Origin of the sequence: Weissella kandleri (assembly GCF_045504165.1) — a bacterium.
GTDB lineage: Bacteria > Bacillota > Bacilli > Lactobacillales > Lactobacillaceae > Weissella > Weissella kandleri_A.
Genome location: NZ_JBJJNY010000003.1, coordinates 33123 through 54475, shown reverse-complemented (window position 1 = coordinate 54475; position 21353 = coordinate 33123). Strand labels below are relative to the sequence as shown.

Below are 21353 nucleotides of genomic sequence, written 5' to 3'. Positions count from 1 at the left end.
CGAAGTAATGAAAAAAAGAAAGCGGATTGTAATAGCGGAAATGACATTTTTACTTTTATTTGCATTGACCGTTATTTTAGGCATGTTAGCGGGATAAAACTTGTCTTGGTAAAAGACATTTAAATAGATAAGGAGCAAGAAGCAAATGAACAAGTCAAAACGCTGGAGTATCATAGTAGGAAGCATCGGGGCAATAGTTATCGTAGGATTAGTGGGGTGGAGTTTGATGCAAAATAAGCAAGCAGATAACACCAATCAAGCTAGTACTGAACGGCAATCAAGTGAGCAAAGCTCAAAGCGGCAAACGGAAAGTAAGGATAAGCTGAACCAAGAACCATTACCTCAGTTGTCAGAAGCAGTGACGGCGGATGAAGCGGTCGTAAAATTACAAACGACGGTGGGTGATATAGATATTAAATTATTCCCAAAGTATGCGCCATTAGCGGTTGAAAATTTTATCACGCATGCGCAAGAAGGATATTATAATAATACAAGCTTCCACCGGGTCTTAAAGGATTTCATGATTCAAGGGGGCGATCCAAAATCAGCCGAGGACCCCAATGCTGATGATTTAGGAGCAGGCGGTAAGTCTATTTGGGCGTCTGGTACGCATCAAAATCACAAAATCGATTCTGGGAACGGTTTTAAAAATGAAATTTCATATAGTTTGTATAATTTGCGGGGGGCTTTGTCGATGGCCAACGCTGGGCCTGATACGAATGGGTCTCAATTTTTCATTAATCAAAATGGACAAGATATGACATCTGAATTAGATACCGATAGTTATCCTGACCAGATTGTTGAAGCATATAAAAAAGGTGGAAATCCGAATTTAGATGGGAACTACACTGTTTTCGGGCAGGTTACAGCCGGGATGGAGGTTGTCGATCAGATTGCGAATGCTGATGCAACCACAAATCAAAGTGGTGAAAATTCAAAGCCTAAAGATCCAGTGAAGATTAAGGGGATTCAAGTTGTTCAAACGGCAGCCAATGTTCAGTAAGCTGCATTACAGAAAATAAAAGAAGGTCTTCTTGTAAGAAGATCTTCTTTTATTTATTGATAAAGTTTTGTTGAATAGGCTTTAATTTTGTACAATCATAACATCTGTTTTTGAATTTTGAACCACAAAGGAAGCAACTGAGCCTACGATTAGCCGTTCAAGCCGGCTTAGTCCTGATTTTCCAATCACCGTTAAGTCGTTGTCGTGATCTTGAGGGAACTCAGTTGCAATTACTTTCTTTGGTGAACCAAAACGCATGTGAATATCAATATCTAAATCAGGGAATAGTTCGAGGACTTGATCACGATAACCTTCAAGCTTAGTTTGTGAATCTTGAACCAAGTGGTAGACAACATCTCCCGTCACGGACATTGAAGCAATACCGGACATAGAATTAGTATCAATTACGTAGAGTAAATCCAGATGTGCTGAATCGCGGTGTGCGATGGAAGCAGCCTTATTAGCAACTTGTTCAGAGATATCTGAGCCGTCAATCGGAGCTAAGACGCGTTCATAAGTTCCATTTTTCATAATCTGTTCCTCTTTCATTTATAACTTAATTTAATTATACCGTAAATTTGATTTTATGTAAGGGGTTACACATGAAAAGGTTAAATTTATGTCATAAAAAGGGCAGGACAAGGCGTTAAAATGGTGGTATTCTAAAGCGATGAGAATTAATATTGTGAAAAATAGAAAAGAGGTTTAAAAATGGCAGAAGAAACATCACTGTCACCAACACGGGTTAGATGGATTTTAGTCGCTTTAGGGATGTTCACCTTTATGTCGACTTTGGATTCATCTATTATCAACATCGCGTTACCGGTGATTGCTAAAGATTTAGCGATTCCGATGAACCAAGCAACTTGGTCAGTTTCGATTTATTTAATTGTAATTTCAGGTTTATTGACATTATTTGGAAACTTAGGGGATCAACTTGGAAAGATTCAAGTCTTTAAGTGGGGGACGTATATCTTTACATTAGGTTCATTTTTGGCTGGAATTAATTTAGGCTTGGGCTTTTTATTATTTGCTCGGGTAGTACAAGCAATTGGGGCAGCCATGACGATGAGTAATTCATTTGGAATTTCCACGACGGTTGCACCTGCGTATATGCGGGCACGGGCAATGGCAACGATTGCTATGTTCGTTTCGCTAGGTTCGATTGCTGGCCCCGCTGTGGGAGGCTTAATTTTATCAGTCCTATCATGGCCATTTATTTTTTGGATTAATGTGCCTTTAGGGATTGTGACCATTATTTTAGGCTCATTTATTTTTCCTAAGTCTCACCGCGCTAAGCAACCAGTTCAAATTGATTGGTGGGGAACTTTGGCCTTCTTTACCTTAGTGGCGATTTTCTTTGGTGGCATTAATGTGGCGCAAGAACAAGGCTTTACTGCGCCAATCTCGATCGTATCATATGTTGTTAGTTTGGGATTGTTATGGTTCTTTATTAAATGGGAACAAAAAGTTAAGTACCCTTTGATTGATTTGACTATTTTTAAGACGAAGATGTTTACCTTATCAATCATTACATCATTTTTGGTGTTTGCGTCAGGCTTCTTTATTAATGTATTATTACCTTTCTATCTGGAAAATTTGCGCCACATCGAGCCAGGAAAAGCTGGAATGTTTATGATGGCCTTTCCTTTGGCAATGTTACTAGGGGCCCCAATTGCGGGAATGGTAGCTGATCAGTTCGATCGGGAATATGTTACTTTCTTTGCGTTAACGGGGATTGCTTTAGGAATGTCAGGATGGCTTTGGATGGGGCAAAATAATCCAATGTATTGGGTAGTCTTCTTGAGCGCTCTGACAGGATTCTCAACGGCGTTCTTTAATTCACCTAATAATGCGATTACGATGTCAAATGCACCGCAAGATAAGCTCGGTGTAGCTGGAGCCGTGAATGCTTTAGCGCGAAATGTGGGAATGATTACAGGAACCACGATTGTTACTACGACTTTGTATATTTCAATGTCGCATCAATTAGGACGTCAAGTTACAACTTTTCCAGTGGCACATCCCAACGTTTTTGTGAACGGGTTACATTTTTCTATGTTCTTTGGAATGATGCTAGTAATTATTGCATGGTTACTAACGGGCTATCGCTTGATCTTGCGGTTGAAAAACAAAATTTAATTTGCTATAATTAAAGTATGCGATGAGTCGAGAAAGATTAATGCGTTAATCTTTTACTAAACGGCCAACGTTAACACCCGTATGGTGGTTGGTGCAAAGGATGTTGTGGAACTGAATTTGCTGCACATGACTAATATTTGTTTACAAATAGTGTACGTTGACAGTTAGCTTTGCTAACTCCTGAGTTGATGCAGGTCTTACATCAACATTGCCAAACATAAAACCCTACATTCTGTTACAGATTGTAGGGTTTTTGTTATAATGAAGTTATCCTTTGGTTTAAATAGTTTTTTAAGCCAATGTAAATTGATTTGAAGGGAATTTATTATGAAAATAACACGTTTTTCATTCTGGCAACGGTTAATCATTAATACCATTATGTTATTAGCTTTAGCAGGTTTGTTTTCACAAGGCCTTTATGTTCAAAATATTTGGACGGCTTTCTTAGCCTCAATTGTCTTGGGCATTTTAAATATTTTTGTTAAGCCAATTTTGCAAATTTTGAGTCTACCATTGACGTTCTTTACGTTTGGACTATTCTCATTTGTTGTTAATGCTTTTGTCTTATGGCTGACGAGTTGGTTCGTGGGACCCGGCTTTCAGTTTACGAGTTTTGGCTGGGCGTTTCTAATTTCGTTAATTATGTCATTTATAAATGCAATTTTATCGGATTATTTCAGTCGCTAAAGGGAGCACCGATTATGGGAAAAACAATTCAAGTTAAAGATTTACTAGCCAATACACGGTTAAGTGTGGTGCAAGGTCAAGAATATTTAACCCGTCCCATTACGACCGCTGATATTTCACGGCCTGGTTTGGAAATGACGGGTTATTTTGATTATTATGCTCCTGAGCGAATTCAATTAATGGGCATTACAGAGACCACTTTTGCGCAGCGGATGACGCATGATGAACTGATGATGATTGCGCGTAAAATGATGGATCCGCGAACACCGGCGTTTGTGGTGTCAACTTGGCGTAAATTACCAGTTGAATTTTTACAAATTGCAGCTGAAACTAAAATTCCCGTTCTAGAGACTGAATTAACTTCGTCTCAAATTTTAGCTAATATGACTTATTACTTATCTGGACAATTGGCTGATCGGCAATCCATGCATGGGGTGTTAGTGGACATTTATGGTCTTGGGGTTTTGATTACTGGTGATTCAGGGGTTGGTAAATCTGAAACGGCCTTAGAATTAGTTCAGCGGGGGCACCGTTTAATTGCCGATGATCGGGTCGACATTTATCAACGTGATGAAGAAAACTTAGTCGGTGAAGCTCCTGCGATTTTAAGACATCTAATGGAACTACGGGGGGTAGGAATTATTGATGTCTTAAATCTTTTTGGAGCCGGAGCGGTACGTGATCATTCCACGATTGCGTTTAACTTGCATTTAGCTAAATGGGACAAAGATACTAAATTTGATCGCTTAGGCAATGGTGAAGACTATATTACCGTGCAAGGAGTCCGTCTGCCACGCATGGTTTTGCCAGTTCAGACTGGACGGAACTTAGCTGTGTTGATTGAGACGGCCGCTAAGAATTTCCGTGCTAAGAAAATGGGCTTTGATGCGACAGAAACGTTTAACCAAAATTTGAATAAGCTGATTGAAAAAAATTCACCAAAAGAAAAGTAGGTTAGCATGAAAAACATGTAAACGCTTTATTAGCCGTTTGAAAATTCATAAAAGTATGGTAATCTAGTACAGTAATTGGTGTGATTACTGAGGAGGAAACTTTTGAAACAAATAAAAATTGCAGTGCTCGGCGCTGGATCTTGGGGAACTGCCTTAGCAAATGTCGCTGCTGAAAATGGGAATCAAGTAATGCTTTGGGCGCACCGTGCTGTTACGGTAGAAGAGATTAATTCTCGGCATACGAATAAACAATACTTAGGTGACCGCGTGCTACAAGCCAATATTCAAGCGACTACGGATTTAAAGACAGCCGTTGATGGTGCAAAAATTGTTTTGAGTGTTGTTCCTACAAAGGCAACGCGCGAAGTGGCCAAGCAGCTGAACCAAGCACTGGTAGAGTTGCAACAATCCGTGATTATTGTAGCAGCTACCAAAGGTTTGGAGCCAAAAACTTATAAATTTGCTTCACAGATGATTGAAGAAGAAATTCTGCCACAAAATCTAACAGGCTTAGCGGTCTTGGCAGGTCCTTCACATGCTGAAGGTGTTATTAAGCATGATCCAACGACGGTCGTAGCGGTTAGTAAGCAATTGTCGATTGCCGAACGAGTGCAAGCGGCGATGAGTAATGCCACTTTCCGTGTTTATACCAATGATGATGTCGTTGGAGCCGAACTCGGGGGTGCTTTGAAAAATGTCATTGCAATTGCGGCAGGGACGTTGCAAAGCTTAGGCTATGATGCCAATGCTAAAGCAGCACTGTTTACGCGTGGTTTAAACGAAATGACCCAGTTGGGTCGATCGTATGGTGCCAACGCTATGACCTTTATGGGCTTAGCGGGAGTTGGTGATTTGTTTGCAACAGCAACTTCTGAACATTCACGAAATTTCAAGGCCGGTATGCAATTTGGTCAAGGAAAGACGATGGATGAAGTAGTTGACAATATGGGTATGGTGATTGAAGGAATTTCAACAACCAAGGTGGTGCACGATCTTGCGCAACAAAAAGGGGTTGAAATGCCAATTTCAGAAGCTGTCTATCAGGTGCTGTATGCACAAAAAGATCCTAAAATAGCAATTAATAACTTAATGGAACGTCCATTACAACAAGAAGGGAAGTAAATTTAATATGAAACCAGTACGTAAAGCGATTATTCCAGCTGCCGGGTTAGGGACCCGTTTTTTGCCTGCAACAAAGGCTTTAGCTAAGGAAATGTTGCCGATTGTGGATAAACCTACGATTCAATTTATTATTGAAGAGGCCTTGGCTTCTGGAATTGAAGATATCGTGATTGTTGACGGAAAGTCAAAGCGTTCAATTGAAGACCACTTTGACTCAAATCCAGAGTTGGAAAATAATTTGAAAGAAAAGGGTAAGGATGAATTATTGAAGTTAGTTGAAGAAACGACTGACATTAATTTGTACTTTATTCGTCAATCGCATCCTCGTGGGCTTGGGGATGCGGTGTTAACAGCTAAGTCATTTATTGGAAACGAACCTTTTGTGGTGATGTTAGGTGATGACTTGATGACAGACGAAAAGCCTTTGACTAAGCAATTGATTGAGCGCTATGAGCAAACGGGAGATTCAACTTTGGCCGTTATGAAAGTTCCGCATGATCAAGTATCAGAATATGGTGTGATTGATCCTGAATCTGAAGTAACCCCTGGTTTGCATAAAGTTTCAAGTTTTGTGGAGAAGCCTAAGCCTGAAGAGGCTCCATCTGATTTGGCTATTATCGGACGTTACCTTTTGACACCCGAGATTTTTGAAGAATTAGAAAAGACTAAGCCTGGTAAGGGAAACGAAGTGCAGTTGACCGATGCGATTGATACATTGAATCAACGGCAACATGTTTATGCCCACGAATTCACTGGAAAGCGTTACGATATTGGTTCAAAGATTGGTTTCTTAACGACTAATATTGAATTTGGTTTACAACATCCACAAACGGGGGCCGCTTTAAAAGCATATTTGAAAGACTTAGCTAAAAAGTTAGACTAATTGTGAGTGTTGAAGGTTAGATTGATTAAATCTAGCCTTTTTTATTTGTTAAATTATTTACGAAATGTGAGCAACTATAATCTTTTAGCATTTTGTGATAAAATCATGGTTATTCATTAGAGCATGCGAGAGTGTGCTGAAAGGGGCGGCAGTAAAATGGAACATTATCAGACGATTGTGATTGGAGCTGGTCCTGGTGGTATGACAGCAGCAATTTATACCGCTCGGGCTAATTTACGGACTTTAATGTTAGACCGTGGGATTTATGGCGGACAGATGAATAATACTGCTGAAATTGAAAATTATCCGGGCTATGTTAGTATTCAAGGCCCTGAGCTGGCAGAAAAAATGTTTGCTTCGACAGAACAACTAGGCGTGGAGTATGCGTTTGGAAATGTGGAACATGTGACACGAGCAAACCAGCAATGGATAGTACAGACGGACATGGATCAATATACCGCGGATGTCGTTATTATTGCGACAGGTTCACAGTATCGGAAGTTAGCAGTACCTGGTGAAGATAATTACGCAGGTCGCGGAGTTTCATATTGTGCGGTTTGTGATGGGGCGTTCTTTAAAGGACAACATGTAGCGGTGATTGGTGGTGGCGATTCGGCCTTGGAAGAAGCCAGTTATTTAGCGGGAATTGTGGATCATGTTACGGTGATTCACCGGCGAGATCAATTACGGGCCCAAAAGATTTTACAAGATCGCGCATTTGCTAATGACAAAATCGATTTTATGTGGAATACCGAAGTGATTAAAATTGAAGGCGATGATAAAAAAGTTCAAAAGCTGCAACTCGTTAATAATCAGACGCAATCCACGTCCGAATTAGCTGTGGCTGGGGTCTTCATTTATGTAGGACTATTACCGGTCGCTGAACCTTTTCATGATTTAGCCATTACGAATTCAGAAGGTTGGATTGAAACCAATGAGCAAATGGAAACACGGCAACCAGGTATCTTTGCTTTAGGCGATGTTCGAGCCAAAACTTTACGGCAAATTACAACGGCTGTGGGAGATGCAGCGATTGCCGGGCAAAATGCATTTGCTTATCATGAACAATTAAAGGATTAGCAAATTTTTCAAAAAAATGATGCAAGGTGGTGACGTCATGGATTATAATAAATTACTAGAGCAACTCCGTCGGGGTGAGATTGATGAGTTTCAATTAGCGCCAGCTGAATTTCCAACTTTTTATGAAGCCTGGCGCAATTATCCTTATCAAAATTTACTCCGAGGGGTAGCTGCTCGAGGGGGCCTTGTTACCTATCAACGCGCAAAACCAATGTGATCAGATTAGCATTTAGTGAATAATTTTTTAGCTAGATTGATTACCAAATGTAAAAAATGTGCGTGCAAATTGTAAACGTTTGCAAAAAACATAAAACATCGTTATAATTATTCTTGTAAGTAGGAGTGAGCTCCTAATTATCAACAGAATAATGAATATAATTAAAAGGGAGTATTCTATCATGGAATCACGCGAATTTCACATTGTAGCCGAAACAGGTATCCACGCACGTCCAGCAACTTTGTTGGTTCAAACTGCGTCAAAGTTTTCATCAAACATCACATTATCATACGATGGTAAGGATGTTAACTTGAAGTCAATCATGGGTGTAATGTCACTTGGTGTGGGACAACATGCTGATGTTAAGATTACTGCAGATGGTGATGATGCCGCTGAAGCAATTGAAGCCATCGCACAAACGATGACAAATGAAGGATTAGCATAAATCCGACACTGAATATTGCACGAGTATGAAGGGAGTCTATGATGGCGGAAGTTATCAATGGAATTGCGGCTTCAAATGGAGTGGCAATTGCTAAAGCCTATAAGTTGGTAGATCCTGATTTGTCTTTTGAGCAAGTGAACGTTGAAGACGTGCAAGCAGAAGAGGGTCGCTTAGAAGCGGCCTTTTCTGTTGCCAAGACAGAATTGGAACAAATTCGAGATAAGGCGATGCAAAACATGGGAGCCGATGAAGCAGAAGTCTTTACGGCCCACATTATGGTTTTAGAAGATCCAGAATTAATTGGCGGAATTAAGAATGCCATTGAGACAGATAAGCTTAATGCCGAAGCAGCTTTGCAAAACGTAACGGATATGTATATTGGTATGTTTGAAGGCATGGCTGATGATAATCCTTATATGGCTGAACGGGCCGCTGATATTCGTGATGTGACTAAGCGAGTTATGGCACATTTACTTGGTAAAGAGTTGCCAAACCCAGCCCTTATTCAAGAAGAAGTTGTCATTGTGGCTAAAGATATGACGCCTTCAGATACTGCCCAACTTGATCGCAAGTACGTGAAAGGCTTCGTTACTGATTTAGGTGGTCGGACAGCGCATGCAGCTATTATGGCGCGAACCCTGGAGATTCCTGCAATCGTGGGTGCTGGTGATGCAACTAATCAAATCAGTACGGGTGATACTTTAATTTTGAACGGATTAGAAGGAGTGACCACAATCAATCCTTCAGCTGAAGAAATTAAGTTGGCACAAGCCAAAGCCGATAAGTATGCTGAACAAAAGAGTGAGTGGGCCAAGTTAAGGAATGAGCCTTCTCAATCAGCTGATGGTCGGAAGTTAGTTGTGGGTTCTAATATTGGAACGCCCAAAGATCTTGCAGGAGTTTTGGCCAGTGGGTCAGAAGGTATTGGCCTATACCGGACGGAATTTTTGTACATGGATTCAGCTGAATTACCAACTGAAGATGACCAATTCGAAGCTTATAAAGCCGTTTTGGAAGGAATGAATGGTAAGGCAGTCACGGTACGGACAATGGATATTGGTGGAGACAAGTACTTACCATATCTACCGCTCCCTAAAGAAGAGAATCCATTTATGGGGTATCGGGCTATTCGGATTTCTTTGGATCGGACTGATATTTTCCGGACGCAATTACGGGCGCTTTTGCGAGCCTCAGTTTATGGTGATTTGTGGATTATGTTCCCAATGATTGCCACAATTAATGAGTTCCGCGCAGCGAAAAAGATTTTTGAAGAAGAACGGGTAGACTTAAAGCAAGCAGGTGTAGCAATTTCTGATGATATTAAATTGGGAATTATGATTGAGATTCCAGCTGCTGCTATGTTGGCTGATCGTTTTGCACAAGAAGTGGACTTCTTCTCAATTGGAACCAATGATTTGATTGCTTACACAATGGCTGCTGATCGTGGTAACGAACACATTTCATATCTTTACCAACCTTATAATCCATCAATCTTGCGCTTAATTAAACAAGTTATTGATGCAGCTCATCAATATGGCAAGTTTGTTGCTATGTGTGGTGAGATGGCTGGTGATCAGATTGCAGCACCATTATTGTTAGGAATGGGACTTGATGAATTCTCAATGTCATCGACTTCAGTTCTTCAGACACGTGCATTACTTCGGGCATTGGATTCAACAGAGATGGCTAAGTTAGCTGAAAAGGCATTGAATATGGATACTAATGAAGAAGTTAAATCTTTGGTAGCGGCATCTGTTAAAATTTAAATTTTATTGAATGAAGTTGTGAACAACTTCGTTTTTTATTAGCTAAAAAGGTGCTGAAAATTTAGTATAATTAATTTAAACGTGATTAGTCAGGTTTCAAAAAATTTGTTATCTATCAGTATCAATAGAGGCCTAATGACTCATCAAATTGGCTTAAAGTCGAACAAAATGTGAGGAGTTGATGAAAAGATGGAAATGATGCGACGGCGACCACTGGTAGTGGCTAATTGGAAAATGAACAAGTTGCCCAGCGAATCGGCAGCTTATATTGATAAGATTGAGAAACCAGCAGATCAATTTCCGGATGTGATTCCAGTCTTGGCTGGTCAAGATGTTCTCTTGCCTGGAATGATTCATGCCGCCCGTGGTACCAATATTTCAATTGGGGCGGAAAATATGTACTGGAAAGATCAGGGATCTTTTACTGGTGAGACCTCGCCAGCTGCCTTAGCTGATTTAGGAATCCGCTATGTGATTTTAGGGCATTCTGAACGCCGGAACTATTTTCATGAGACAGATGAAATGGTGAATCGGAAAGCCCAGGCCGCTTTGCAGCATAATTTGATTCCAATCATTGCGCTTGATGAGGCAATTATCCCGCGTAATGAAAATGATCGTTCACATTGGGTCGTCAATCAAGTGATTGAAACTTTTGAAGGAATTTCGGCGCAAACAGCAAAGACGGTAATTTTGGCGTACGAGCCCACCGCTTCGATTGGAAGTGGACAAGCTATGACTCCAGAGCTTGCTCAATTTGCGCTCCGCCGGATTCGTTTGACGTTAGCGGATATGTATAATTGGGATGTAGCAAAGGCTGTGCGAATTATGTACGGTGGTTCGGTGAAACCTGATAATGCCTATGAATTAATGATTCAAGACGATATTGATGGGGTTTTAGTGGGAAACGCCGCGTTAGACCCCGACCAATTTATTGCTTTGTGTCAAATTGCGAACCAGGCTCTTTTGACAAAAATTAGCCGACTTGATGAGTTTTAACCGCGAAATTATGGTATAATTTTTTTGTGAATGAGATTACATCTCAGTTAATAATTCTATAAAAGCGTAAGGAGAAGACAAAATGTCTGCAATTACTGATATTTACGCACGTGAGGTCTTAGATTCACGTGGTAACCCTACTGTTGAAGTTGAAGTTTATACTGAAGAAGGTGGTTTCGGTCGTGGAATCGTACCTTCAGGTGCATCAACTGGTGAGCACGAAGCTGTTGAGCTACGTGACGGCGACAAGAGTCGTTTCCTTGGTAAGGGTGTGTTGTAGGCTGTTGTAAATGTTAATACAGTCATCAAGAACAAGTTGATTGGAATGGACGTTACTGATCAAGTTTTGTTGGACAAGACCATGATCGCTTTGGATGGAACACCAACTAAGGCTAAGTTGGGTGCCAATGCTATCCTTGGTGTTTCAATCGCCGCTGCACGTGCGGCTGCTGATGAATTGGGAACACCTTTGTACAACTACTTTGGTGGATTCAATGCACACACTTTGCCAACTCCAATGATGAACGTTATCAACGGTGGAGCCCATGCTTCAAATTCTGTTGACTTCCAAGAGTTCATGATTATGCCTGTTGGGGCGAAGTCAATGGCTGAAGCTGTTCGTATGGGTTCAGAAACTTTCCATGCTTTGCAAGCATTGTTGAAGGCTTCAGGACACTCAACTGCTGTTGGAGATGAAGGTGGATTTGCTCCTGACTTCAAGTCAAATGCAGAACCATTTGAATATTTGTTGAAGGCGATTGATAACGCTGGTTACAAGGCTGGTAAGGATATTGCGATTGCCTTTGACGTCGCTTCATCAGAATTCTTCGATGCTGAGCGCGGTGTTTATGTCTTAGAAGGTGAGCCTGATAAGAAGGAATACACTACTGACGAATTCATCGAATACTTGTCAGACTTAGTTGAAAAGTACCCAATCGTTTCTATCGAGGATCCTCTTGATGAAAACGAATGGGATGCTTGGGTTAAGTTGACTGACAAGTTGGGTGATAAGGTTCAACTTGTTGGGGATGACTTCTTCGTTACAAATACTGAGTATTTGAAGAAGGGAATTGACATGGGCGCAGCCAACGCTATTTTGATTAAGGTTAATCAAATTGGTACTTTGACTGAGACTATGGAAGCCATCGAAATGGCCAAGGAAGCTGGATACACAGCCATCGTTTCACACCGTTCAGGAGAAACTGAAGACACAACTATCGCTGACTTGGTTGTTGCTACTAACGCCGGACAAATCAAGACAGGTTCAATGTCACGAACTGACCGGATTGCTAAGTATAACCAATTGATGCGGATTGAAGATTTGTTAACTGAAGACGTTGCTGATTACAAGGGAATCAACAGTTTCTACAACATTGATAAGTCTGCTAAAGATGCAATTGTTAACTATAAGTAATTAAATCCAATTATTTATAAATGAAAAGCTTGCTTTAAAGGCGGGCTTTTTGTTTTTTGATAATATTTTGTCGAAGTGCAATTAAAGATTGAAAGTGTGATGCTAATGAAACGATGTCAATGGGCTGATTTAGAACAGACGCCAGAAAATTTAAAACGGTACCATGATGAAGAGTGGGGACGTCCTGAATATGATGAACAAAAGTTATTTGAATTGATGTGTTTAGAAAGCTATCAAGCGGGATTGAGCTGGCAAACTGTGTTAAATAAACGAGCAGCCTTTTTAAAAGCATTTCATAACTATCAAATTGGAGCAGTCGCGGCGATGACAGAGCAAGATTTAGATTTGTTAATGCAAAATAAAAATCTGATTCGGCATCGCTTGAAATTGTCCGCTACGATTAATAATGCCCAACAAATTGAAAAATTACACGTTCAGGGGAAGAACTTAACGGATTTGGTATGGTCACGGGTTGATTATCATCCAATTGATCATCAGGTGACGGATTTACAAACCATCCCGAGCTCTAACCAAATTGCCAAAGCGTTAGCACGTGATTTGAAAAAATTAGGCTTTAAGTTTTTAGGGCCGGTAACGGTGTATTCATTTATGCAAGCTGCTGGTTTGTATAATGATCATGAAGTAGAGTGTACATTTCATTAATAGTTGAAAAAGAAATGAAGGATAGATGAATGGCAAAAAGGCGCAAAAGGATAACTAAAAATAAAAAATGGCTGGGACTAGCGACAACGCTGATTGTAATTTTAGCCGGTGCTTTAGGGGTGGAAAATCCTCAAAAGATACAGCAGTGGATACCAGGATCGAATAATTATGCCACACAAAAGCAGGCGGATACGAATGGAACAGTCCAGTATGGGACGGCGCAAGAGCAGCATCCGACAGAAAGTTTAGCTAGTTCGGTTTTAAGCGATACGATTAAAGAACAATTAAAAGCTGATACGATTGAATATAATGGTGCCGGCGCGTTTGTGCTGAATAAGAATAAAAATACGTTGAACACTGATGTTGCTTCAGCACCATACGTTCAATTATCACGACAAGATACTTTAGGTCGCCCCGGGCCAGCAAATGCCTGGTTAACTAAAGCCAGTCGGCAATATCGGAATCGAAGTGAGACCGGTAATTCTCAGACGATTAACCCTGTTGGTTGGCGTCAAATGAAAATTAATGGGCATAACAAAGTTTTGTATAATCGAGGGCATTCGATTGGATACGCCCTAGCTGGTAATATTAACAGTTTTGATGCGAGTGAGGCGAATCCACAAAATATTACTACGCAAACGGCGTGGGCCAATCAATCATCAAATGGCAATGACAAAAATACAGGACAAAACTATTATGAAACGTTGGTACGTCGAGCTTTAGATGCTAATAAGCGCGTTCGTTATCGGGTCACGCCGTTATATGAAGGTCAAAACCTAGTTCCATCTGGTTCACATATTGAGGCTAAATCAACAGATGGAACGTTAAATATTAATGTTTTTGTACCAAATGTGCAACCAGGGGTTAAAATTAATTATGCGGATGGTTCAGCACAGTTAGTTCAATAAATAAACGTGTAATACACACATATAATGAAGCATAATTTTTATGAAAGGTTATGCTTTTTAAATTGTATAAAAAAGGCATTGAGAATTACTCAATGCCAAAGGTTAAGTTGTTATTAATATTAATGTCGGAATGCAATCGAAAAGGCGCTCTGCTTAGGTGTACCGATGAAGCGTTGATAAACATAGATACTCAGGCGATAAAATCCACGCCAGTAACGTTCAGTGTTATCAATTACAAAAATAGCAATAGTAGTAAAACCAACTATGGTTAAGATGAAGAAGAATGAAATAATAAGTAAAGATGTTAAATAGGTGTTCATAATACCCTCCAAAAAAGATCAAGATTAAGTATAGCTTTATTATATATTAGGCAAAACCTAATATCAAGACTTAATTAGGTTAAACTTGTTTTGTGTTAAGTTTCAGTTTATAATAAAGAAAAATAACATAAAAGGTGGATATAACAATGACGAGTTCTGAAGGACGGATGATTATGGGGCAAAATATTAAACGTCTCTTAAAACAGCAACATATGACTGCGGTTAAATTAGCTGAGATGGTTGGAGTATCCACGGCCACCGTTTCGGATTGGTCAAATGGAAAAACGTATCCGCGGATTGATAAATTAGAACTAATGGCTAATTGCTTTGGTGTTTCTAAGGCAGAGCTAGTTGAAAATCGCGATGAAAAAAAAGAAGCGGAACCAACGTTAATGGCTGCACATTGGGGTGTGGACTTATCAAGTGTACCTGATGAAGATCGACAAAGGATTATCGATCGCGCTAAATCTTATGTGGAGGGCTTGGTCGCAGATTATGAGGATCACCTATGAATAGCTTAGAATATGATGAAGTATTAATGCGAGTCGAAAATGACTTAATTAAACATCATTTGCAGCCTGTTATTTTAGATACGGTACCGCTATATGATGAAACTAAATTAGATGGGGTTACCTTTATTAAGGGCGGTCGATGCTTTATTATTATTGATAAAACATTGGATTATTTCCGAAAATCAAAAACCTTGGTGGAAGAATATTTCCATGCGATTTCGGATTTAGGAAATCATTTAGATTATGATGAGATTCGCGCTCAAAACGATGAAGTAGATGCACGGGATTCTATTATTGAATATCTAGCTGATGAGGATGTCATTTTACATTTGGCGTATAAATATTCTGATCAGCCGTTTGAATCGTGGATTTTGATGGATGAATTAGGTTATGACTTAGATTTTGCTGAGCAAACGATTGATCATTACCGCCAAAGAGGCATAATTTCATAAATTAATACTAGGCAAAATGCGGATATGTGTGCTATACTTATTGAGTTGTTAAGGCGCGCCTAGTGTAATGGATATCACGTGAGATTCCGGTTCTTGAGATGAGGGTTCGATTCCCCCGGTGCGCATCATTAACATTTAGAACCCCCGTTATATCAGCATAATCGTTGATATAACGGGGGTTCTTTTGTTTATACATGTCCGTAAAAGTCCGCAGGAGTACGTTGAAGTCCGAATAAAAGGGGACCTGAAGTGGGGACTTTTAGAAGTTAACTAAACTAGTAAAAATATCCGCAGTGGTCGCTTTCATTTCTTCGGTTACGGCTGTATAAATTGCAAGCGTAGTTTGAACATCGTCGTGGCCAAGTTGATACTGCAATTGTTTGACATTCATTCCAGCTTGTACTGAAAGCGTTGCGTAGGTATGTCTGAATCCATGAATTTTAATTCTAGGAAGGTTAGCTTTTTTGGTTATATTTTCACACCAGCGTCTAGGCTTGGTGACTGTTAAATAACTTTGAAAGTCGTTTCCGGTGAATACTAAATTTTTGGATGAAATACCTATCTTTAAAATAATTGATGCTTGGAGAGCTTGCCAATGTTTTAAAATAGACATTGTTTTTGAGTCAACTTTAACAGTCCTATATCCAGCCTTGGTTTTGGGAGTGCTAAGAATAGTGTGAGCTTTAACATCAATCGACAACGCTTTGTTAATAACGATTGTATTATCTTTGAAATCAAAGTCTTCCCAACTCAAAGCTAACGCTTCTCCTCGGCGCATTCCTGTAAAAGCTAATAATCTAAACAACGCGAATATATAATAATATTTTTGATTACCATATAATTTTTCAGTTTCTTCAAGAAAAGTTGAAAGTTGTTGCTTAGTATAATAATCAACTCGATCCAAAAATACGGGCTTAGCTTTAGATTTTGGATATGTCACTTTATCAAATGGATTAGATTTGATAATTTCAAGTGATACCAACATTTTCAAAGTTTGTTTGAATGGGTAAATATTTTTTCGATAATCAGTATTGGTCGTGCTTAAATCATTTAAAAATGATTGTACGGCGATTAAATTGATTTTATCGACTTTTACCTGATCAAACCAATTTGATGTTAAAATATGATTATTGATAAAACGTTCTGTTTTTCGATATGTGACTGGTTTAACCTGTTTTCTATAATTTTTTAGCCACATATCAAATGCGTCATTTAACGTCATATCAGAACTAAATTTATCAAACTCTCCAGCATCAATTCTGTTTAAGACATCTCGTTCCCACTTTTTGGCCAAAGTGACGGACTTGATGCCTTTTTTCTTTTTCTCATGGCGCTTGCCAAGAGAATCGGTATAACGGACGCGAACAGAATATGTTCCGTCAGCTTGTTTTTTATAACTCATTTTAATTTCCTCCTGCATCCCGGCTTGGAGAAATTAATGAGTAAGTAGTTTAACGACTTGCTCAGGTCGAATATGTATCCCGCAGAGCGGGTAGGGGCATTTATTGTCCAAGAAACTCAGTTTGAATTTCGCCCGATGTTTCCATGTAATCTGGAGTAGCGGCTAGCGCATCTTGGGCAGACATACCTTTATTTTGCATTAACCATACAGCAGGAGTAACACCGTATTTATTCACAAATTCTGATAAAGTAGCAGGTTCATCTGAACCTTGGCTGTTTTCAACTGGTGCTTGTTGTTGTACTTGCGTTTGTTGCTCTTGGGCATTTTCTACGCTGCTTTGTTCTGATTCGCTCACAGATGATTCAGAAACAGAGGAAGAAGATTCACTTGAGCTTGATTTTTGCTTTTTAGAACTGCTTGAAGAACTCTTTTGACTACTTGACTTTGCAACGTCATTAGAGCTTTGATGCTGGTTGTTAGCAATTAAATATCCAACAACACCAATGAAAATTAATGTAATTAGTCCCAACAATATTTTCTTATAATTTTTACTCAAACCATACTCCCTAAAATGAGCCTTTTAGTGTGGATGCTTAGCACATATGTATCCCGCAGGGCGGAGAATATTTCTAATTATTATTTGGGATTATAATACCATTGCTTACTAAAATATCTTGCGATGCATCATCCATTGCTACGAACCCTTTATTTAGCAATTCTTTAATGTATAATTTGTTATAAATAAATGAATATACAATATAGACAGCCATACTTCCAACTACCGAGCATGGTGCACCTACGATTATCCCTGTTAATGCAATAATGGCAAACCATTTCCAATCACCTCGAAATAAGGCTGGAAAGAATCCAAAAAATAGAGTAGTCCACGAATAGCCGATTTTAGCTTGTTTAACTTGATTAGTGTTAGGGTTCTTTAAATTAACATTCATAAATAAATATAGCTCCTTAAAATAAGCCTTTTAATGTGGATGCTTAGCACATATGTATCCCGCAGGGCGGGGAGTGATTTATTTTGCAATAGTAGCATTAGTGATCTTTACTTCATAAGAAGAAAAATGCTTATCAGTTGAAATTTCAAAATTAACTGATTCATCTTTATTCCAAGAATCAGCATCAATATAATCAGTGTCTACAACAGTTCCGCTTTCATCTTTTAATTTAATATCTGCGGTAAAATCTTCAATGTCTTCACCGGTGGTATTCTTAACAGTTGCTGTGTAGTCTAAGTAGTCGCCCTCCTCATAGTCTTCATCAGGTTGCGCTTGGAAATCAGCAGACTTAAAGATGTTATTTAAATTAGTTTTAAATGTATCGTTTTTATTAGCAGCATGGCCAGAACCCAGAATCTCATCAAGATTATCTTGATATTTCTTTGAAACTTTAATTTTTTGAATGTTATTAATTTTTACTAAGATACCAGTACGTTTGTTATATTGAGCTTCCCAATCATCGTGAAATGAGTCAGAACCATAAGAATCTAAAGTTGATTTTGAATCTTTAAGAACATTAACATATGAAACAGCTTGTTCTTTTAACTTAGAATCTTTAAATTTTTTGTCCTGATACTGTTCAACAGAATCCAATTCGGCATTAATAGATTTCTTGTATTCAGCTTTACCAAATTCATCATCAGGGGTTGAATCGGTGATATCCCAACGACGTTCTAAACCTTTGCTAAGGCTAGACATGAATTGATCGTCGTAAGTTTGGTCTTCTTTATTTTGAGTAGTAAAGTAGAAGATAGTTCCGATAATAGCGATTAAAACAATAGCGATTGAAGAAAAAATAAAAGGTTTCTTCTTAAACCAAGGGGTGGTATTCATAATATAGCTCCTTAAAATAAGCCTTTTAGTGTGGATGCTTAGCACATATGTATCCCGCAGGGCGGGGAGTGATTTATTTGTTTAATAATTTCTGTTTTTGGTCGTCAAATTCTTCTTGTGTTAAGAAACCTTGTTCTTTTAACTCTGCCAATTTTCTAATTTCATCTGCAATAAGCGATGAATCTAATGACTTAGTATTCTTATTATTTTTTGGTACTTTCCACCCCTCAGAAATCAATCTTTGAATAATGATCATAACAGGTAGGCCGTTAAAACCGGTCATAATAATATTCTTACCCCGTGATCTTTGAAATTCAATACCATCAGTATAGGGAATTATATTCACAATAGAAGATAAAGATATTTCTCCAGGGTTTTGACTTGAAGCCATTATTAATCTTTTGTTTGTTATGTAGATTTTCCCTTGTCTTATTATCTTTTGTTCAGTAATTGTGTTTACCATAGGTTTTATATTTCCAACACGATAGCTAATGTTCTTGGTGATTTTAATATTAGAAGATAATCCTGAATAGCCAACGCGTTCTGTTCTCGTCCTGTTTTCTTGCCAATTGACTAAAAAGTCGACTTTAAAAAATAATCTCTCAGTATTTTTTAGAATAACTTCGTCTGTTGATTGGGCTAAATCATCTAGTGGGGTGTCGGTAATGTTCTTAACGAGCAAGTCGAATTTTAACTCTAATTCTTGTTGTCGTTTTTCTTCTTCTTGCTGTATTTTTGCTTCTTCTTCCTTAATTCTTTGTTTTTCTTCTTTAGTTTTAAATAATTTCATACTAGCTCCTTGATTACAGTCTGACTGCATAGATCATATTTTCACAATTAAATTGCTGAAATGACCTCTTTAATTTCTTTTTCAGCAACATAATAAAATTTTCTAATATCTAGTCCAGCCCAGCGAAGAAATCTTTCTGGATAAAGACCCGTATCGTAATTTCCTTCGAATGTTTTAAGCCATTCAATTACTTTTTGATGAATCATGTATTCATTAGCTCGAGCTTCACTTTGACTGTGTAGCATAGTTGATGAAAGTTTAGTGATAGGGGAACCGTCTAAAAGCTGCCCCAATTCATGATTAAATACATAATCTATCTCTGACGAAGAAAGATCGCTTTGAATAAAAATAACGCCAGTATGAAAACCTTTAAATTCGCCAGCGATGTTATATCCGCCGTTTAGTAAAGGTTTGTTAACCCAAATGAGTTTAACACCAACTGATTTCGCTTTATCTTTATATTTATCCATAAATTGTTATTCCTCGTCGTCGTCACTATCTAACCATGCAATCAATGATTCCCGTATTTTCTTTTTATCGGATTCAGTGATTGGTTTACCATTAAAAGCCTGCGCGTTGCTAATAGCATCGTTTAAGTCTGCGTCAGACCACCCGGCATGAGTCCTTGCTGAGTTCAAGTCGTCTGTATTACCTAATAGATAGTCGACAGAAACGTTTAATACATTAGCTACTTTGTTTAAATTTTCTGATTTAGGATTATTTGTATCCCATCTATAAATCGCATTTTCGGCTAATCCGGCTTGGGATGCTACATATTTTAAAGATAATTTGCGAGCGTCTGCAGCTTGTTTTGTTCGTTCATATAAAGACATTGTTTAAAACCTCGTTTATAAGTATATGGTTACAAGTTTGATAAAAACGTATTGACAAGTTACAAACTTGTAGTTTATACTATTCTTGTAAGTTAGTTAGTTACAAAAAACATAATAAAAGAGCTTACTTAATTATCAATCTTTGGGGGAGGGATAAATGTAAGATAAGGCTTTTTGTTATGCGTATTTATTATGTAATTATAGTATTAAACTTGTAACTTGTAAATATATAACTTACAAAAAAAGTAACAAAATTACTAAAAGGAGGCTAGAAAGTATGTCAGATATTTGGAGTTGGCGAGAAGAATTAGCTAAAGCGCATTTAAATCAATCAGACATTGGACGTCATTTTTTTGAAAATAGTCCAGTACCACAGATTTCAACTTTGGTTAAAAAAATGGTTGTCGGTGAAGGAAAAACAGCAACTGAACGAGATAAAGAGATTTGGGCAGAAATTCTTGAATTTATTGAATTTAAAAAAAATCAAGTTAGTCAAAATGTATAAAAAAAAGCTCCTAATGGAGCTAAATACTTATTAATGATTACCATTTGCCTTTGAAACATTGTATGCAAGAGAATGTATTCCATTTTCAGTAAATGTTTTAGCAAGTTGCTGTGTTGCAGATTGAGCTGACGCAAATGTTTTGTTTTTTTTCATAAAGTCAGCTCCCATCATCTTTTCTACATTAGGTAAAGCGTTTGCATGTACAGACGTAATCAAATTGTTATCGTTAGAGTTTTTTATCACTAACATCTAAATATTTCTATTTAGCTCAGCATATCTTTTCAACCATTAAGGCTGTCGGGCGCTCGTGGATGGATTATTTATGTCAGTCACCATCTATGCGTTGCACCTTCGTTATTCTTTAAGACATATAACGCTTGGCTCAGGGTTACCTTGCTGTTGTATCAGTTTAGGCT

Annotated in this window: 25 protein-coding genes, 1 tRNA gene and 1 pseudogene; 18 read left to right on the top strand and 9 right to left on the bottom strand. The window is 38.4% G+C overall.

Features of this window, described 5'->3' with window-relative positions:
- Positions 1-145: 145 nt before the first annotated feature.
- Positions 146-1003: a peptidylprolyl isomerase gene (locus ACJQWY_RS02530; RefSeq protein WP_407076191.1), complete on the top strand. Its 858-nt coding sequence runs from the start codon at positions 146-148 to the stop codon at positions 1001-1003.
- Positions 1004-1084: 81 nt separating this feature from the next.
- On the opposite strand, the gene ACJQWY_RS02525 is transcribed toward ACJQWY_RS02530, so the two are convergent.
- Complete coding sequence (locus tag ACJQWY_RS02525) at positions 1085-1534, bottom strand: universal stress protein (protein WP_407076190.1); 450 nt, start codon at positions 1532-1534, stop codon at positions 1085-1087.
- A 180-nt stretch (positions 1535-1714) separates the two neighbouring features.
- Between ACJQWY_RS02525 and ACJQWY_RS02520 the strand changes: the two genes are divergently transcribed.
- From ACJQWY_RS02520 to ACJQWY_RS02445, 16 genes and pseudogenes are all read left to right on the top strand, one after another.
- Positions 1715-3145 carry an MFS transporter gene (locus tag ACJQWY_RS02520; RefSeq protein ID WP_407076189.1) on the top strand — a complete coding sequence of 477 codons (1431 nt, stop codon included), beginning with the start codon at positions 1715-1717 and terminating at the stop codon, positions 3143-3145.
- Positions 3146-3472: 327 nt separating this feature from the next.
- Complete coding sequence (locus tag ACJQWY_RS02515; RefSeq protein ID WP_407076188.1) at positions 3473-3832, top strand: phage holin family protein; 360 nt, start codon at positions 3473-3475, stop codon at positions 3830-3832.
- A gap of 14 nt (positions 3833-3846) precedes the next feature.
- Positions 3847-4785, top strand: coding sequence for an HPr(Ser) kinase/phosphatase (gene hprK, locus ACJQWY_RS02510; protein WP_407076187.1), 939 nt, complete (start codon positions 3847-3849; stop codon positions 4783-4785).
- A gap of 102 nt (positions 4786-4887) precedes the next feature.
- The gene (locus ACJQWY_RS02505; protein ID WP_407076186.1) at positions 4888-5907 is read left to right on the top strand and encodes an NAD(P)H-dependent glycerol-3-phosphate dehydrogenase; all 1020 of its coding nucleotides are present in this window, start codon (positions 4888-4890) and stop codon (positions 5905-5907) included.
- 7 nt (positions 5908-5914) lie between these two features.
- Positions 5915-6790 carry a UTP--glucose-1-phosphate uridylyltransferase GalU gene (galU, locus tag ACJQWY_RS02500; protein WP_407076185.1) on the top strand — a complete coding sequence of 292 codons (876 nt, stop codon included), beginning with the start codon at positions 5915-5917 and terminating at the stop codon, positions 6788-6790.
- 156 nt (positions 6791-6946) lie between these two features.
- Entirely contained in the window at positions 6947-7870 is a 924-nt protein-coding gene (trxB, locus tag ACJQWY_RS02495; protein ID WP_407076184.1) for a thioredoxin-disulfide reductase, read from the top strand.
- A 37-nt stretch (positions 7871-7907) separates the two neighbouring features.
- The gene (locus ACJQWY_RS02490) at positions 7908-8087 is read left to right on the top strand and encodes a hypothetical protein (RefSeq protein WP_407076183.1); all 180 of its coding nucleotides are present in this window, start codon (positions 7908-7910) and stop codon (positions 8085-8087) included.
- Positions 8088-8268: 181 nt separating this feature from the next.
- Complete coding sequence (locus tag ACJQWY_RS02485) at positions 8269-8532, top strand: phosphocarrier protein HPr (protein WP_057754625.1); 264 nt, start codon at positions 8269-8271, stop codon at positions 8530-8532.
- 41 nt (positions 8533-8573) lie between these two features.
- Positions 8574-10298 (top strand): phosphoenolpyruvate--protein phosphotransferase, encoded by a 1725-nt coding sequence (gene ptsP / locus ACJQWY_RS02480; RefSeq protein ID WP_407076182.1) that lies wholly within the window; start codon positions 8574-8576, stop codon positions 10296-10298.
- A gap of 189 nt (positions 10299-10487) precedes the next feature.
- The gene (gene tpiA / locus ACJQWY_RS02475) at positions 10488-11294 is read left to right on the top strand and encodes a triose-phosphate isomerase (RefSeq protein WP_407076181.1); all 807 of its coding nucleotides are present in this window, start codon (positions 10488-10490) and stop codon (positions 11292-11294) included.
- A gap of 82 nt (positions 11295-11376) precedes the next feature.
- Positions 11377-12708: pseudogene (gene eno, locus ACJQWY_RS02470) on the top strand (phosphopyruvate hydratase).
- Positions 12709-12807: 99 nt separating this feature from the next.
- Positions 12808-13371 (top strand): DNA-3-methyladenine glycosylase I, encoded by a 564-nt coding sequence (locus ACJQWY_RS02465; RefSeq protein ID WP_407076180.1) that lies wholly within the window; start codon positions 12808-12810, stop codon positions 13369-13371.
- 29 nt (positions 13372-13400) lie between these two features.
- The gene (locus ACJQWY_RS02460) at positions 13401-14279 is read left to right on the top strand and encodes a DNA/RNA non-specific endonuclease (protein WP_407076179.1); all 879 of its coding nucleotides are present in this window, start codon (positions 13401-13403) and stop codon (positions 14277-14279) included.
- 466 nt (positions 14280-14745) lie between these two features.
- Complete coding sequence (locus ACJQWY_RS02455) at positions 14746-15111, top strand: helix-turn-helix domain-containing protein (protein ID WP_407076178.1); 366 nt, start codon at positions 14746-14748, stop codon at positions 15109-15111.
- Positions 15108-15563, top strand: a complete 456-nt coding sequence (locus ACJQWY_RS02450; RefSeq protein ID WP_407076177.1) for a hypothetical protein — start codon at positions 15108-15110, stop codon at positions 15561-15563. The genes ACJQWY_RS02455 and ACJQWY_RS02450 overlap by 4 nt, the downstream gene beginning before the upstream one ends.
- A 53-nt stretch (positions 15564-15616) precedes the next feature.
- Positions 15617-15688, top strand: a tRNA-Arg gene (locus tag ACJQWY_RS02445).
- A gap of 134 nt (positions 15689-15822) precedes the next feature.
- Here ACJQWY_RS02445 and ACJQWY_RS02440 read toward each other — a convergent pair.
- The 7 genes from ACJQWY_RS02440 to ACJQWY_RS02410 form a co-directional block, all read right to left on the bottom strand.
- Complete coding sequence (locus ACJQWY_RS02440) at positions 15823-16965, bottom strand: tyrosine-type recombinase/integrase (protein WP_407076176.1); 1143 nt, start codon at positions 16963-16965, stop codon at positions 15823-15825.
- Positions 16966-17065: 100 nt separating this feature from the next.
- The gene (locus ACJQWY_RS02435) at positions 17066-17521 is read right to left on the bottom strand and encodes a hypothetical protein (RefSeq protein WP_407076175.1); all 456 of its coding nucleotides are present in this window, start codon (positions 17519-17521) and stop codon (positions 17066-17068) included.
- Between the two features lie 73 nt (positions 17522-17594).
- Positions 17595-17915, bottom strand: a complete 321-nt coding sequence (locus ACJQWY_RS02430) for a DUF2628 domain-containing protein (RefSeq protein WP_407076174.1) — start codon at positions 17913-17915, stop codon at positions 17595-17597.
- 78 nt (positions 17916-17993) lie between these two features.
- Positions 17994-18809 (bottom strand): FxLYD domain-containing protein, encoded by an 816-nt coding sequence (locus ACJQWY_RS02425; RefSeq protein WP_407076173.1) that lies wholly within the window; start codon positions 18807-18809, stop codon positions 17994-17996.
- Between the two features lie 73 nt (positions 18810-18882).
- The gene (locus tag ACJQWY_RS02420; protein ID WP_407076172.1) at positions 18883-19599 is read right to left on the bottom strand and encodes an SHOCT domain-containing protein; all 717 of its coding nucleotides are present in this window, start codon (positions 19597-19599) and stop codon (positions 18883-18885) included.
- Between the two features lie 47 nt (positions 19600-19646).
- Positions 19647-20069: a hypothetical protein gene (locus ACJQWY_RS02415; protein WP_407076171.1), complete on the bottom strand. Its 423-nt coding sequence runs from the start codon at positions 20067-20069 to the stop codon at positions 19647-19649.
- A 6-nt stretch (positions 20070-20075) separates the two neighbouring features.
- Entirely contained in the window at positions 20076-20432 is a 357-nt protein-coding gene (locus ACJQWY_RS02410) for a helix-turn-helix domain-containing protein (protein ID WP_407076170.1), read from the bottom strand.
- Between the two features lie 277 nt (positions 20433-20709).
- Here ACJQWY_RS02410 and ACJQWY_RS02405 point away from each other — a divergent pair, with 277 nt between their 5' ends.
- Positions 20710-20937, top strand: coding sequence for a hypothetical protein (locus ACJQWY_RS02405; protein WP_407076169.1), 228 nt, complete (start codon positions 20710-20712; stop codon positions 20935-20937).
- Between the two features lie 30 nt (positions 20938-20967).
- Here the strand turns inward: ACJQWY_RS02405 and ACJQWY_RS02400 are convergent, their stop codons facing one another.
- The gene (locus ACJQWY_RS02400; RefSeq protein ID WP_407076168.1) at positions 20968-21186 is read right to left on the bottom strand and encodes a hypothetical protein; all 219 of its coding nucleotides are present in this window, start codon (positions 21184-21186) and stop codon (positions 20968-20970) included.
- Positions 21187-21353 lie beyond the last annotated feature (167 nt).